10 protein-coding genes are annotated in these 13,348 nt (G+C 69.4%); 7 read left to right on the top strand and 3 right to left on the bottom strand.

Annotated features, from left to right (window positions below):
* A complete protein-coding gene (locus DFR72_RS44125; protein ID WP_281273470.1) occupies positions 1-399 on the top strand; it encodes an RNA-guided endonuclease InsQ/TnpB family protein in 399 nt (132 codons plus the stop codon).
* A 53-nt stretch (positions 400-452) separates the two neighbouring features.
* Here DFR72_RS44125 and DFR72_RS44120 read toward each other — a convergent pair whose 3' ends face one another.
* Both DFR72_RS44120 and DFR72_RS44115 read right to left on the bottom strand, forming a co-directional pair.
* The gene (locus DFR72_RS44120) at positions 453-1,985 is read right to left on the bottom strand and encodes a sugar ABC transporter ATP-binding protein (RefSeq protein WP_090064690.1); all 1,533 of its coding nucleotides are present in this window, start codon (positions 1,983-1,985) and stop codon (positions 453-455) included.
* A gap of 145 nt (positions 1,986-2,130) precedes the next feature.
* Positions 2,131-3,102, bottom strand: a complete 972-nt coding sequence (locus DFR72_RS44115; RefSeq protein ID WP_090064689.1) for an ABC transporter substrate-binding protein — start codon at positions 3,100-3,102, stop codon at positions 2,131-2,133.
* A gap of 163 nt (positions 3,103-3,265) precedes the next feature.
* Between DFR72_RS44115 and DFR72_RS44110 the strand changes: the two genes are divergently transcribed.
* The 6 genes from DFR72_RS44110 (at position 3,266) to araA (ending at position 12,494) form a co-directional block, all read left to right on the top strand.
* On the top strand, positions 3,266-5,734 hold the full coding sequence (locus DFR72_RS44110; RefSeq protein WP_090064688.1) for an alpha-L-arabinofuranosidase C-terminal domain-containing protein: 2,469 nt from the start codon (positions 3,266-3,268) through the stop codon (positions 5,732-5,734).
* Entirely contained in the window at positions 5,731-7,167 is a 1,437-nt protein-coding gene (locus DFR72_RS44105; RefSeq protein WP_090064687.1) for a family 43 glycosylhydrolase, read from the top strand. Before DFR72_RS44110 ends, DFR72_RS44105 begins: the two co-directional genes overlap by 4 nt.
* 108 nt (positions 7,168-7,275) lie before the next feature.
* A complete protein-coding gene (locus DFR72_RS44100; protein ID WP_090065199.1) occupies positions 7,276-8,262 on the top strand; it encodes a LacI family DNA-binding transcriptional regulator in 987 nt (328 codons plus the stop codon).
* Between the two features lie 385 nt (positions 8,263-8,647).
* Positions 8,648-10,321 carry a ribulokinase gene (araB, locus tag DFR72_RS44095; protein ID WP_090064686.1) on the top strand — a complete coding sequence of 558 codons (1,674 nt, stop codon included), beginning with the start codon at positions 8,648-8,650 and terminating at the stop codon, positions 10,319-10,321.
* Positions 10,321-10,974 carry an L-ribulose-5-phosphate 4-epimerase gene (locus tag DFR72_RS44090; protein ID WP_090064685.1) on the top strand — a complete coding sequence of 218 codons (654 nt, stop codon included), beginning with the start codon at positions 10,321-10,323 and terminating at the stop codon, positions 10,972-10,974. Before araB ends, DFR72_RS44090 begins: the two co-directional genes overlap by 1 nt.
* A 17-nt stretch (positions 10,975-10,991) precedes the next feature.
* Entirely contained in the window at positions 10,992-12,494 is a 1,503-nt protein-coding gene (gene araA / locus DFR72_RS44085; protein ID WP_090064684.1) for an L-arabinose isomerase, read from the top strand.
* Here araA and DFR72_RS44080 read toward each other — a convergent pair.
* Positions 12,464-13,291 (bottom strand): alpha/beta fold hydrolase, encoded by an 828-nt coding sequence (locus DFR72_RS44080; RefSeq protein WP_090064683.1) that lies wholly within the window; start codon positions 13,289-13,291, stop codon positions 12,464-12,466. The genes araA and DFR72_RS44080 overlap by 31 nt on opposite strands.
* Positions 13,292-13,348: the final 57 nt, after the last annotated feature.

Raw genomic sequence — 13,348 nt, 5'->3', positions numbered from 1 at the left:
CTGTCGGTCACGAACATGGTGCGCAACCGCCACCTGTCCCGCGCCATCTCCGACGCGGGCTGGGGCGAGTTCCGCAGGCAGCTGGAGTACAAGTGTGCTCGCGCCGGCCGCACGCTGGTCGTGGTCGACCGCTGGTTTCCCTCGAGCAAAACCTGTTCGGCCTGCGGGCACGTGCTCGCAGAGCTTGCTTTGTCCACTCGGCGCTGGACGTGTCCGAGTTGCCGCACCCGGCTCGACCGGGACCTCAACGCGGCCAAGAACATCCTTGCGGCTGGCCGAGCCGTAGCCCGGGACACTGTCTCGGGTGATGCCTGCGGAGCTGATGTCAGACGGCAAGGGCCCTCCCTTCCGCGATCGGCGATGAAACAGGAAACCCGTGCCGTGAGGCACAGCGCGTAAGCGCTACCCGCCGTACGGCGGGGGGAATTCCTGTCCTTCAGGACAGGGAGAAGTCAAGACACCACCTTCTCGGGCGCGGCCCCGCCCGCGATCAGCTCGACGACCTCGTCCACGCCGGTCACCGAGCCGTCCAGCTCGGCGATCTTGCGCCGGTCGCGCAGCACGACGATCCGGTCGGCGATGCGCACGACCTCCTCCAGTTCCGCGGAGATGAACAGGACGGCGGTGCCCTCCGCGGCGAGCGTGGTGACGAGCTGCTGGATCTGGGCCTTCGCGCCGACGTCGATGCCTCTGGTCGGCTCGTCCAGGATCAGCAGCCGCGGCTCGGTGACGAGCCAGCGCGCGAGCAGCACCTTCTGCTGGTTGCCGCCGGACAGGGTGCGCACCAGCGCGTCCGGGTTGGCAGGGCGGATGTCCAGTGCCTTCAGGTACTTCTCGACCAGCTGGTCCTTGGTCCTGCGCGGCAGCGGACGGGTCCAGCCGCGGGCCGCCTGCATCGCGAGCACCAGGTTGTCGCGGATCGACAGGTCCGCGACGAGGCCCTCGCCCTTGCGGTCCTCCGAGCTGAACGCGATGCCCGCCGCGATCGCCGAACGCGGTCCGCGCAGCTTCAGCGGCGCGCCGTCCACGAGCAGCCTGCCCGAGTCCGCGCGGTCGGCGCCGAACAGCAGCCGGGCGAGCTCCGTGCGGCCCGACCCGAGCAGCCCGGCGAGGCCGACGACCTCACCCGCCCGGATGTCGAGGTCGAACGGTTCGATCGCGCCGCGCTTGCCGAGTCCTTCGGCCTGCACCAGAGCGGGACCGCTGGGCTTGCGCTTCTCCGCGGCGTCCTCGATCGCCTCCAGCGTGCCGAGGTCGCGGCCGATCATCTGCGCGATGAGCGTGCGCCGGTCCACGTCCGCGGTGAGGTGCTCGCCGACGAGCATTCCGTTGCGCAGCACCGTCATCCGGTCGGAGATCTCGTAGACCTGGTCGAGGAAGTGCGAGACGAACAGGATCGCCACGCCCTCGTCGCGCAGCACCCGCATGATCCGGAACAGCTCCGCGACCTCGCCGGCGTCCAGGCTGGACGTCGGCTCGTCGAGCACGAGGACGCTGCAGTCGACGGCGATGGCACGGGCGATGGCGACCAGCTGCTGCACCGCGATCGGGTGCTCGCTGAGGCTCGACGCCGGGTCGATGTGCACGCCGATGCGCGCCAGCACTTCCGCGGCACGGCGCCGCATCGCCGGGAAGTCGATGCCGCCGCGGCGGCGGGGTTCCCGGCCCAGCAGGATGTTCTCCGCGACCGTGAGGTTCGCGCAGAGGTTGACCTCCTGGTACACCGTGCTGATCCCGGCGTGCTGGGCCTCGCCGGGGGAGGAGAACGCCACGTCCTCGCCCGCCAGCGAGACCTGACCGGCGTCGGGCCGGTGCACGCCGGTCAAGGTCTTGATGAGGGTGGACTTCCCGGCGCCGTTCTCGCCCATGAGGGCGTGCACCTCACCGGGGAACAGCCGGAAGTCGACGTCCTGCAACGCCTTCACGCCGGGAAACGCGAGGCTGATGCCCCGCATCTCGACGACAGGTGGCGGTGACTCGGTCATGGGCTCTGGCCTTCGTCGATGGGGCCGCGGGACCCGTCACGCGGATGCGCGCGATGACGGGCCCCGCGGGGTCTGGGGTCTGGCCCTGTCCTGCGAGTCCCGTCATCGGAAGGACTCGCGGGACAGGGCCGAACTGCCGGGGAACTCAGTACTGGCGCTGCGGAAGCGCGGCCTTCGCCTGCTCCTGCGTGAACGTGCCCTCTTCGGTCACGACTCGCTCCGGCACCTGCTCGCCGGCGACGACCTTCTTCGTGAGGTCCATCAACTGCTTGCCCAGCAACGGGTTGCACTCGACGATGAAGTTGATCTCGCCGTTGGCCAGCGCCTGCATGCCGTCCTTCACCGCGTCCACGGTGATGATCTTGATGTCCTTGCCGGGCACCTTGCCCGCGGCCTTGATGGCCTCGATCGCGCCCAGGCCCATGTCGTCGTTGTGCGCGTACACCACGTCGATCTTCGGCTGGGACTTGAGGAAGGCCTCCATGACCTGCTTGCCGCCGGACCGCGTGAAGTCACCGGTCTGCGACGCCACGACCTTGATGTCCGGCTTGGAGGCGATCTTCTCCTCGAAGCCCTTCTTGCGGTCGATCGCCGGCGCGGCGCCCGTGGTGCCCTGCAGCTCCACGACGTTCGTCGGGCCGGAGGCGTTGGCCACCAGCCAGTCGCCGGCCTTGCGGCCCTCCTCGACGAAGTCCGAACCGAGGAACGTCTTGTACAGCGACGTGTCGTCGGAGTCGATCGAGCGGTCGGTGAGGATCACCGGGATGTTGGCGCGCTTGGCTTCCAGCAGCACGGTGTCCCAGCCGGTCTCCACGACCGGGCTGAACGCGATCACCGACACCTTCTGCTGGATGTAGGAGCGGATCGCCTTGATCTGGTTCTCCTGCTTCTGCTGCGCGTCGGAGAACTTCAGGTCGATCCCGGCGGCCTTGGCCTCGTCCTGGATCGACTTGGTGTTGGCGGTGCGCCAGCCGCTTTCCGCACCAACCTGGGCGAAGCCCATCGTGATGGTGCCGCCGGCCGGGGTCGAACCGGTGTCCGCACCGCCTCCTGAACCGCACGCGGTGAGCGCGCTCAGCAGGACCACGCTGGCGACTGTCGTGATCTTCTTCAGCACTGGGGTTCCTCCGGGGTGACGACGGTGTCGCGGAGCTCGACCGCGTGTCCGCGGTTGTCAGGTGGACAAGAGTGAACGCTCACAACTGTTGCGTCAAGGCCTTGCTCGTAACGAGTTCGCAGCCCTATGTTAACGCTCACTTCCGAGCCTGGGGAGGAATCCCGTGCCCCGCAAGCACGTCCTGTTGAGCGCCGCTCTCGCGGCCAGCCTGCTGGTCGCCGTTCCCGGATCCGGGGCGGCTGCCGAAACCGACTACACGCTCAAGATCGACGCCACGACGAAGGGCCCGTCGATCGACGACTCGATGTACGGCGTGTTCTTCGAGGACATCAACCGCGCCGCCGACGGCGGCCTGTACGCCGAGCTGGTCCAGAACCGCTCGTTCGAGTACGACCCGGCGGACAACGCGAGCTACCACGGCCTGACCTCCTGGGCACCGCACAGCGGCACCGTAGACCTCGCCGACGACACCGGCCGGATGAACGAGCGCAACCGCCGTTACCTGAAGCTGGGGCTGCCCGCCGGGGTCATCAACTCCGGCTACAACAGCGGCATCGCGGTCCAGAGCGGCCAGCGCTACGACTTCTCCGTCTGGGCGCGAGCCGACCAGTCGGCGCAGCTCACCGCCACGATCACCGACCCCGCCGGCGCAGCGCTGGGCGACCCGGTGAAGGTCCAGGTCAACGGCGACGGCTGGGCCCGCTACACCGGCACGGTCCGTGCGAAGAAGTCCACCACGACCGGCAGGCTGCTGGTCACCGGCGGCGGCACCGGGACCCTGCGCCTCGACATGGTCTCGCTGATGCCGCAGGACACCTTCAAGGGCCACGGCCTGCGCCGCGACCTCGCCGAGAAGATCGCCGCGCTCAAGCCCGGCTTCGTCCGGTTCCCCGGCGGCTGCCTGGTCAACACCGGCAGCCACTACGGCTACGACGCGCCGGGCTTCGAGCGCCGCCGCTCGTACCAGTGGAAGGACACCATCGGCCCGGTCGAGCAGCGTGCCACCAACTGGAACTTCTGGGGCTACAACCAGTCCTACGGTCTCGGCTACTACGAGTACTTCCAGTTCTCCGAGGACGTCGGCGCCATGCCGTTGCCCGTCGTCCCCGCGCTCGTCACCGGCTGCGGCCAGAACCGCGCCACGGACGACCCGGCGTTGCTGGCCAGGCACGTCCAGGACACGCTCGACCTGATCGAGTTCGCCAACGGTCCCGCCGACTCCACCTGGGGCCGCAAGCGCGCCGAGATGGGGCATCCCAAGCCGTTCAAGCTGACCCACGTCGCGGTCGGCAACGAGGAGAACCTGCCCGACGAGTTCATGGCCCGCTTCACGAAGTTCCGCGACGCCATCAACGCGAAGCACCCGGACATCACCGTCGTCAGCAACTCCGGCCCCGACGACACGGGTGGCAACTTCGACCGCCTGTGGCAGCTCAACAAGCAGGCCGGCGTGAAGATGATCGACGAGCACTACTACAACAGCCCGAGCTGGTTCCTGGAGAACAACAACCGCTACGACTCCTACGACCGCAACGGTCCCAAGGTGTTCCTCGGCGAGTACGCCTCGCTGGACAACACGTACTTCAACGCGCTGAGCGAAGCCGCGTTCATGACCGGTCTCGAACGCAACGCCGACGTCGTGAAGCTCGCCTCGTACGCACCGCTGCTGGCCAACGAGGACTACGTCCAGTGGCGCCCGGACATGATCTGGTTCAACAACCACGCGTCGTGGGGCTCGGCGAGCTACGAGATGCAGAAGCTCTTCATGACCAACGTGGGCGACCACGTCGTGCCGAGCACCGCGTCCGCCACGCCGTCGACCCAGGCGCCCATCACAGGAGCGATCGGGCTCTCGACCTGGGCGACCGCCGCCACCTACGACGACGTGAGCGTTACCAATGCGTCTGGTCAGGCGTTGTTCCGCGACGACTTCTCCGGCACCGACGCGCAGTGGACCAAGTCCGGCCGTGGCGCGTGGAACGTCGTGAACGGCGCGTACGTCCAGTCCGACGCCGCCGCCGAGGACACGCTCGTCACGGCGGGGGACAAGACCTGGCGTGACTACACGCTGAACCTCAAGGCCACCAAGCAGTCCGGGCGTGAAGGCTTCCTCGTCGCGTTCGGCGTGCAGGACACCGGCAACTACTACTGGTGGAACCTCGGTGGCTGGAACAACACCCAGTCGGCGGTGGAGAAGGCCGTCGGCGGCGCCAAGAGCACGCTGATGACGAACAACACCCGCATCGACGCCGGCCGCACGCACGACGTGCGCGTGGAGGTCCGCGGACGTCACGTCGCGTTGTTCCTCGACGGCCAGAAGTGGGGCGAGTTCACCGACGACAAGCTGGCCGAGCCGTTCCGCCAGGTCGTCACCCGCGACCTCGCCACCGGTGAGTTGATCGTCAAGGTGGTCAACGCCCAGGACAACGCCGCCCGCACGCGCGTCGACCTCGGTGTGCCGGTGGCCTCGACGGCGCGGGCGACCGTGCTGCAGGGCCGTCCCGACGACGTGAACACCGAGTTCAGCCAGCCGATCCGCGCTCGTGCCGAGCAGGTCAGGGTGGCGAGCAGCTTCACCCACACGTTCCCGCCCCACTCCGTCACGTTCCTCCGGATCAGGAGCCGCTCGTGATCACCCGACGATCTCTGCTGGCCACGGGCGGCGTGCTCGCCGCGACCGGAGCGCTCAGCTCCGCCGCGCCCGTCGCCACCGCCGCCGAACCCGCCGCGGAGGTGCCGACCCGCGCCCCGCTGGTCGAGCAGCGCGCCGACCCGTTCATCACACCGCCGACCGACGGCATGTACTACCTGACCGGGTCCGTGCCCGAGTACGACCGGGTCGTCATCCGCGGAGCGTCCACTCTGGACGGTCTGTCCGCCGCCCGCGAGCGCACGATCTGGCGGCGTCCGGCGTCAGGCAAGATGGGCGGCTACATCTGGGCGCCGGAGCTGCACCGCATCGACGGCAAGTGGTACGTCTACTTCGCCGCGGGCGACAAGGACGAACCGTTCCGGATCCGCACCTACGTGCTGGAGTCCTCGAACGCCGATCCGCGCGAGGGCGGCTGGGTGCTGCGCGGGCAGATGATGACGGCGTGGGACACGTTCACCCTGGACGCGACCACCTTCGCGCACCGGGGCAAGCGCTACTTCCTGTGGGCGCAGAGCGAACCCGGCATCGACACCAACACGAACCTCTACATCGCCGAGATGGCCTCGCCGCTCGCGTTGAAGACGGCGCCGGTGCGCATCGCGACGCCGACGCTGCCGTGGGAGGTGCAGGGCTTCAAGGTGAACGAGGGGCCCGCGGTGCTGGTCCGCAACGGCCGGGTGTTCGTGACGTTCTCCGCGAGCGCCACCGACGCCCGTTACTGCATGGGCCTGCTGACCGCCGACGAGAACGCGAACCTCCTCGACGCGCGGTCATGGACGAAGTCGCCGAACCCGGTGTTCGCGACCCACGTACCGACGTCGCAGTACGGGCCGGGGCACAACTCGTTCACCACGGTGGGTTCCACCGACGTGCTCGTCTACCACGCCCGCGACTACCGCGACATCACCGGTGACCCGTTGTTCGACCCGAACCGGCACACCCGCGTGCAGGAGCTGCACTGGAACGCGGACGGCACACCGTCGTTCGGCGTTCCGGTCGGCCGCGGCGGTCCGATCGCGCGGCTGTCGCCTGTGGACGCGCCGTCGCTGGTGCTGCGGCACTACGAGTACCGGCTGCGGGTCGACGGCAACGTCCGGGACGTCGCCGACAGCCAGTTCCGCTTCGTACCGGGATTCCTCGGTGCCGGCACGGTCGCGCTGCAGTCGGTGAACTTCCCGGACCGGTACGTGCGGGTGGACGGGGACGCGTTCCGCATCGACCCGTTCGAGGACACCGACGCCTATGGCCGCGCGGCGAGTTTCGTTTGTGTACCGGGACTTGCGGACCGGGGCGCGGTGTCGCTGCGTGTCGGTGCGGACACGTATCTGGCCCACGACAACGGCCGCGTCGTGTTGTCCAGACCAGGAAGCGACCGCGACGCGCGCCGACGTGCCACATTCCGACTCGAATAAGTGGACAATGAGCACTGCATCGAAGCCGACCTGGTGTTATCGCTAACATCACCGGCTCAGATCGAAGATCGGAGACCGCTCGTGGAGAAGACGTCGCGTGACCCCGCGATGACCGATGTGGCACGACTTGCCGGGGTGTCGCACCAGACGGTCTCGCGTGTGCTCAACAACCACCCGAACGTCCGCGAGCAGACCCGGCTCAGGGTGAAGGCGGCCATCAAGGAGCTCGACTACCGGCCCAACCGCGCGGCCCGCGCGCTGGTCACCGGCAAGACCCAGCTCATCGGCGTGGTCGCGCAGAACTCGACGCTCTACGGCCCGGCCTCGTTGCTGTCCGCCTTCGAGGAGGCGGCGGGCGCGGCCGGGTTCGCGGTCAGCGTCGGCAGGGTCAAGGTCCTCGACCGCGACTCCATCGCCGCGGCCGTGGAACGCCACCGCGACCAGCGGGTGGCCGGCATCGTCGTGATCGCGCCGAACTCGTCCGCGGCGGACGCACTGGCCGACGTGCCTGCCGGCGTGCCACTGGTGACCGTGGACGGCGACCCGGACCGCCCCACCCCACTCGTGACAGTCGACCAGGCGAAGGGCGCGTTCGAAGCCACGAAGCACCTAATCGACGCGGGCCACGAGACCGTCTGGCACGTGTCCGGCCCAGCGGACTGGTTCGACGCGGCGGGCCGCGTGCAGGGCTGGCGCGCGGCGCTCGACGCCACCTCGGCCGAGGTGCCCCCGGTCGTGGCGGCCGACTGGAGCGCGGCGTCGGGCTACCGGGCAGGCCAGATGCTGGCCAGGATGCCCGAGGTGACGGCCGTGTTCTGCTCGAACGACCACCTCGCCCTCGGTGTGCTGCGCGCGATGAGTGAGCGCGGCAGGAGGGTGCCCCACGACGTGAGCGTCGTGGGCTTCGACGACGTGCCCGAGGCGGCGTACTTCATCCCGCCGCTCACCACCGTGCGCCCGGATTTCGCCGCGGTGGCGCACGAGACGCTCGGGCTGCTGCTCGAGCAGGTCAGCGACGGGGAGACCACCCGTCCTCAGCGGACGGTCGCGCCGATGCTGGTGAAGCGGGACAGCGTGGCGCCGCCGCCCCGGTAGGCGGGCTGGGCAAGTCGGGCTGGAGAGGCTGGGCCAGGAGGGCGGCCTCTCCGGTTGGAAGTTGTTCTCGCGGTGGCTGAGATGTGCCGCGACTGAGGCGGACATCAGTCGAGTGGCGCAGCGGCTGAGCCGCTTGAGCGCCGCTTCGGCACGCAACGGTCAACACCCAGGGCGCCGCTTCGCAACCAGGCGGTTCCCCTGCGCGGCGCCCGCTTCCTCGCCGTTCCCGCGCCGCTAGCGTGCCGCTCCCGCACTGGTCCCGGCACGGACGGGATTGTCGTGCGCTCACGCCGCACCCATTTCCCCCACTCGCAGGGAAATCACGATGTATCGGGCACATCTTGACTCCCTGATTGTTAGCGATAACACTCAGGTCGTGACTGACATGACGATCGACCGCGACGCGTGCGTGGTGGGTGTCGACTTCGGCACGCTGTCAGGCCGCGCCGTGGTCGTGCGCGTCCGCGACGGCGCCGAGCTCGGCACCGCTGTGCACGAGTACCGCCACGGAGTGGTGGACCAGGTGCTGCCCGCGACCAGCCGGCCGCTGCCGCCGGAGTGGGCGCTGCAGGTCCCGGCCGACTACCTCGACGTCCTGCGCACCGCCGTCCCGCAGGCCGTCGAGGCGGCCGGGATCTCCGCGGCACAGGTGGTCGGCATCGGGACCGACTTCACCGCCTGCACGATGGTGCCGGTCACCGCGGACGGCACGCCGTTGTGCGACCTGCCGGAGTTCGCGGAGAACCCGCACGCCTACATCAAGCTCTGGCGCCACCACGCCGCCCAGCCGCAGGCGGACCGCATCAACGAGCTCGCCCGGCAGCGCAAGGAGCCGTGGCTCGCGCGCTACGGCGGGCTGATCTCCTCGGAGTGGGAGTTCGCCAAGGGACTGCAGGTGCTGGAGGAGGCACCCGAGGTCTACGCGGCGATGGAGCACTGGGTCGAGGCCGCCGACTGGATCGTCTGGCAGCTCACCGGTACGTACACGCGCAACGCCTGCACCGCCGGGTACAAGGGCATCCACCAGGACGGCCGGTACCCGAGCGACGACTTCCTCGCCGAGCTCAACCCCGAGTTCGCGACGTTCGTCGCGGACAAGCTCGACCACCCGCTGTCCGCGCTCGGCGACCGGGCCGGCGGACTGACCGCGCGGGCCGCCGAGTGGACCGGGCTGCCCCAGGGCATCGCGGTGTCGGTCGGCAACGTCGACGCGCACGTCACGGCGCCCGCCGCACAGGCCGTCGGGCCCGGCCAGATGGTCGCGATCATGGGCACCTCCACGTGCCACGTGATGAGCGGCGACGTGCTGCGCGAGGTGCCGGGCATGTGCGGTGTCGTCGACGGCGGCATCGTGCCGGGGCTGTGGGGCTACGAGGCCGGGCAGAGCGGTGTCGGCGACATCTTCGCGTGGTTCCTGCGCAACCAGGTGCCGCCCGCCTACCACGAGCAGGCGAGCGAGCGCGGCATCACGGTGCACGACCTGCTCTCCGAACTGGCGGCCGGCCAGCAGGTGGGCGAGCACGGGCTCGTCGCGCTCGACTGGCACAGCGGCAACAGGTCCGTGCTGGTCGACCACGAACTGTCCGGTGTCGTCGTCGGCCAGACGCTCGCCACGAAGGCCGAGGACGTCTACCGCGCGCTGCTGGAGGCCACGGCGTTCGGCACGCGGATGATCATCGACACCTTCACCGACGCGGGCGTGCCGGTGACCGAGTTCGTCATCGCTGGCGGACTCGTCAAGAACACGCTGATGATGCAGATCTACGCCGATGTCGTGAACCTGCCGCTGTCGGTGATCGGTTCCGCACAGGGCCCCGCGCTCGGCTCCGCGATGCACGCCGCGGTGGCGGCGGGCGCGTACCAGGACATCCGGGAGGCGTCGGACTCGATGGGATCGGTGCGGCGCAACGTCTTCACACCCGTGCCGGAGAACGTCGAGGCGTACGAACGGCTCTTCCACGACTACCTGGAGCTGCACGACTACTTCGGCAGGGGTGCCAACGATGTCATGCACCGGCTGCGCGAGTACCGCCGCGCCGCCCTGGAGGGGAAGAGCTGATGTCCGCAACGGCAGAACTCCGCCGCACGGTCGCCGAACTCCACCGCGAGCTGACGCGCTACGAACTGGTGAGCTGGACGGCGGGCAACGTGTCCGCGCGGGTGCCCGACCAGGAACTGATGGTGATCAAGCCGTCCGGCGTGTCCTACGACGAGCTGGGACCGCACGCGATGGTCGTGACGGACCTGCACGGAAAGCTCGTCGAGGGTGAGCTCGCGCCGTCCTCCGACACCGCGGCGCACGCGTACGTGTACCGGCACATGCCCCACGTCGGCGGCGTCGTGCACACGCATTCTCCTTACGCGACAGCGTGGGCGGCGCGCGGTGAGCCCATCCCGTGCGTGCTCACCATGATCGCGGACGAGTTCGGCGGTGACATCCCCGTCGGGCCGTTCGCCTTGATCGGCGACGACTCGATCGGCAAGGGGATCGTGGAGACCCTCAGCGCCAGCAGGTCTCCCGCCGTGCTGATGCGCAACCACGGCCCGTTCACCGTCGGTGCGACCGCCCGCGCCGCCGTCAAAGCAGCGGTGCTGGTGGAAGACGTCGCCCGCACCGTCCACTTCGCACTCCAGCTCGGCAAGCCGGACGTGATCGAGCAGCAGCACGTCGACCGGCTCTACGAGCGCTACCAGAACGTTTACGGCCAGTGAGCCCAGAAGGAGAGCACATGCCGGACAAGCCCCAGATCTGGTTCCTCACCGGCAGCCAGCACCTCTACGGCCCCGAAACGCTCGACCAGGTCGCGGCCCAGTCCCAGCAGATCCAGCGGATGCTCAGCGAGTCCGGCCGGATCAGCGCGGAGATCGTGTGGAAGCCGGTGCTGACCGACTCCGGCGCCATCCGCGCGATCATGCAGGAGGCGAACAACGACCCGTCGTGCGTCGGCGTGATCGCGTGGATGCACACGTTCTCGCCCGCGAAGATGTGGATCACCGGGCTGGACCTCCTGCGCAAACCGTTGCTGCACCTGCACACGCAGCTCAACGAGGCGCTGCCGTGGTCCACCATCGACATGGACTTCATGAACCTCAACCAGGCCGCGCACGGCGACCGCGAGTTCGCCTACGTGCAGACCCGGATCGGGGTGGCGCGCAAGACGGTCGCCGGGCACGCGAGCGATCCCGTGGTGGCCGAGCGGATCGACGGCTGGGCCCGTGCCGCCGCCGGTCGCGCGCACCTGCGCGGCCTGAAGCTGGCCCGGTTCGGCGACAACATGCGCGACGTCGCCGTGACCGAGGGCGACAAGGTCGAGGCGGAGCTGCGGTTCGGCGTCTCGGTCAACACCTACGGCGTCAACGACCTCGTGGCCGTGGTCGACGCCGTGCCCGACGCGAGCATCGACCTGCTCGTCGCCGACTACGCCGAGACCTACCGGCTCTCGGCGGAGCTGGCACGCGGGGGAGAGCGGCACGACTCGCTGCGCTACGCGGCCCGCATCGAGATCGGCCTGCGGTCCTTCCTCGACGACGGCGGGTTCGGCGCGTTCACCACGAACTTCCAGGACCTCGGCGGGCTGCGGCAGCTACCGGGTCTCGCCGTGCAACGGCTGATGGCGGACGGCTACGGCTTCGGCGGTGAGGGCGACTGGAAGACGTCGGCGCTGCTCGCGGCCGTGAAGGCCATGGGCACCGGCACCGGCCGCGGCACGTCGTTCATGGAGGACTACACCTACCACTTCGGGCCGGGCACGCCGAAGATCCTCGGCGCGCACATGCTGGAGGTCTGCCCGACGATCGCCGCGGCGCAGCCGTCCTGCGAGATCCACCCGCTGGGCATCGGCGACCGCGAGGACCCGGTGCGGCTGGTGTTCGACGCGGCGCCCGGCCCCGCCGTGGTGGTCGGCCTGGCCGACATGGGCGACCGGTTCCGCCTGGTGGCCAACGAGGTCACGGTGGTCGAACCGGACGAGCCGCTGCCGAAGCTGCCGGTCGCACGGGCCGTGTGGCAGCCGGCGCCGTCGCTCTCCACGTCGGCGGAGTGCTGGCTCACCGCGGGCGGCCCGCACCACACCGTGATGACGCAGGCCGTCGGGGCCGAGGTGCTGCGCGACTTCGCGCAGATGGCCGCCACGGAGCTCGTGCTGATCGACTCCGAGACGACCCCGGCCTCGTTCATCGACCGGCTGCGCTGGAACTCCGCCTACCACCGCCTGGCGCTGGGAATCAGCTGACGAGCGTGGAACTCGGCGATCTGCCGCCACGTCGCGACGGGGTTGGAGTAGAGGGGGAGCTGCCCGCTGTGCGGGATCTCCGCCAGCTCCACCCCGTTCGCGTCGAGGATCGGCAGGTAGGACAGGCCGGCGCACTGCTCGCCGTAGAGGTACATCTTCGGGCAGGGCAGTGACAGGAACTTCTGCAGCAGGTTCCCGTGGTCGGCGAGTTCGACCATCGACCGGAAGAGCGTCGGCACGGCACCGCGCTGGACCTTGTTCGGGAGGTTCGACGCGTACAGGCCGCCGCCGTAGCAGGGCGTCTCCCGGCTGCGCTCCGCGAGCTTGAAGAGGAAGTCGCCGGGATCGCGGTGGTTCAGCGCCTCCCGGCTCAGCACGCAGTCCTCGGGCGCGAGCACGCCCTTGATGTTGACGAAGCTCAGCACCCGCCCAGGTTCCTTGTGCGCCAGGAGCAGCGCCGTGAGCGCGCCCGTCAGGTGCCCGACGACGTGGAACCGGCCGATGCCCGCGCGGTCGAGCATCGCCCGCGCGGTCTCCGCCAGGAACGGCAGGTCGACCTCTCCCAGACCGGCGCACTCCGTGGCGCCCGAACCGGGTGCGTCGTAGGCGAGGAACGGGCGCCCGGCGAACTCGTGCCGCTGGAGCACGTCGAGGTAGTCCTCCTTGCTCGTGCCGAACCCGTGCAGGAAGACGACGGGGGCGTCGACGCCTCCGCGGCGCACCGACGCGACCTTGAGGTTGACGCCGTGGATGCGCAACGGGATCTGCTCGTGGACGACTCTGGCTGCCGATGGCATGGCTGTTCCCCGGTTCTTCGCAGGTGCGGGACTGCGGAATGAGTCGAGAGCATGCCA

This window comes from Lentzea flaviverrucosa, assembly GCF_003350445.1.
Lineage (GTDB): Bacteria > Actinomycetota > Actinomycetes > Mycobacteriales > Pseudonocardiaceae > Lentzea > Lentzea californiensis.
The sequence above is the reverse complement of the archived record's forward strand: the minus strand, read 5'-3'. Positions and strand labels throughout refer to the sequence as shown.